This is a genomic window from Acutalibacter sp., from assembly GCF_056800975.1.
Map to the genome: position 1 here is coordinate 1 of NZ_JBQISV010000177.1, position 1,810 is coordinate 1,810.

Sequence of the window (1,810 nt, forward strand, 5' to 3'; positions counted from 1 at the left end):
TAATGGAGCAGGGTTCCAATATACACAATATCGGTGTAATCGTCCCCGGCCTTGGATACCGCCTTTTTGAACCAGCTGTCCAACTTGGCCCGCTGCTCCGGGGTGCGCACGTTCTCATCGTTCTCCACATCATCCAGAATAATCAGGTCGGGACGCCAGTTGCGGTGTTTCCGGCCACGGATTTTTTTGCCGCTGCCAATGGCCTCAATCTTGATGTTGCTCTTGGTCACCAGGACGTTGGCCCGCCACACGGGACCGGCCAGGTCCCCGAAGTCTGCCCGGATTGCTCCGTTCTCCTCGAACTCCACCCGGATATTGTCCAGAAACCCCTCGGCCTGGTCGCTGCTGTCCGAAATAATGATGGGATAGTGCTTGTACTCATACAGAGCCGAGTGCATGGTGCCTTTGAACGTCAGGTTGGTGCTCTTGGCGTGGCCACGGGGCGCAGCCACCACCCGCCGTACACCGGGAAGCCGGTTGATTGCCTTGGCAGCTGCCGGGGTGAGCGGGGCGCGGCCCTTCAGAACACCCTGCTGCCAGATATTATCCAGTTCCCGGTGGAACTCAGGGGAGGGGCGGCTGAAGTAATGGGGGAAGTAGGCCCGCCCGAAGAACTCCATATCAATGGCCCCCAGCTTGCGCCGGAGTCCACCGGGGCCGGTCAGGGGACAGTCCAGGTCATACTCACGCTTCAGCGCCGCCCGCTCCGGCGAGGCGTCCTTTTGTAAAAACTGCTTTAAGAGGTCTTTTAAGGCGTTTAAATCTTCCTCGCCCTGGGCGGTGGTTTTAGCCTCCGCTTCCGCGATTGCCCCCAGCAGGGCAGCCGCAGCGCCGGTTTTCTTTCGCCTCATGGCGTCCTCCTTTCCCGCGTCCCACAAAAAACGGCCCACAGGGGCCGCACAGGCGCGTTATTTCTCACAGGCCCGTTTACCCCACCCAGGCCCTTGCGCGGTTTTTAAAGGGGGCTGTGGGCGTCTTAAACGGTATTTCAGAGGGACGGGAAAGGCCGGGTTGATTTTCAGGGGCCGGTGGGTGCGCTTCGCCACCCAGGCCCCCAATCTTCAGCCCGGTTTTTCGCTCAATGTGTCCCTCGCTCACGGGGGGAGGGACGCATCAACCTCCGACCATTTACAAGTTCCTGTTATTCGCTTAAAAGGTTAAACGATAATGGGATGATCCGCTTCTCGCCGCACACGCTCAACTCCACGGCAGCGCGGCGGCTGTGCTTGTCGATCTTCTTGATCCGGCTGGGGAAGTGCTGGAGGATGCCGGTGCCAAGTTTGACCTCGCCCTCCGGCGTCAGCTGGGCCGTGGTAGGCTCCAGGGGCTTCCCCTCGCCAGCCAGCAGCTTGATCCACTCGGCCTCCAGGTAGGTCAGCGTGGACGGGTGCAGGCCGTCCGGGCCGAGGAACCGCAGCACACCGGGGATGGCCTTCACCATGTAATAGTTCTCGGCGGTGTAGTCCAGGTTCAGGAACACATACCCCGGAAACAGGGTGTACTCCTTCTGGCTCCAGCCGCCGCCTTTGCGGATCAGGCGGTTCTCCCTGGGCGTATAGGCCAGCACCCGATTGTTGGTCAGGGTGCTGGTCACTGCCATCTCCTTGCCTGTCGATACCTGCAGTACATACCACATAAGCCTCACCTCTACTCCAAGCCCTCGGCCTTTTTGGCGGCCAGGAATTTTGTTACCTCTGCGTAAAGGTCAGGCCGCTCCTTGGCCATGGCCTGGAACACCAGGGTGCGCACGGCGTCCAGCCCGGCCTCCGTGGTGTCCTGGTTCTGCACCTCCACGCGCTTCTTGTAGGCT

1 protein-coding gene and 1 pseudogene are annotated in these 1,810 nt (G+C 60.5%); both read right to left on the bottom strand.

Annotated elements, in window-relative coordinates; translation table 11 throughout:
• Nucleotides 1-851: pseudogene (locus tag ACTO5E_RS10965) on the bottom strand (phage terminase large subunit); the annotation flags it as partial.
• Between the two features lie 290 nt (nucleotides 852-1,141).
• Nucleotides 1,142-1,636: a transcription termination/antitermination NusG family protein gene (locus tag ACTO5E_RS10970; RefSeq protein WP_482303606.1), complete on the bottom strand. Its 495-nt coding sequence runs from the start codon at nucleotides 1,634-1,636 to the stop codon at nucleotides 1,142-1,144.
• Nucleotides 1,637-1,810: the final 174 nt, after the last annotated feature.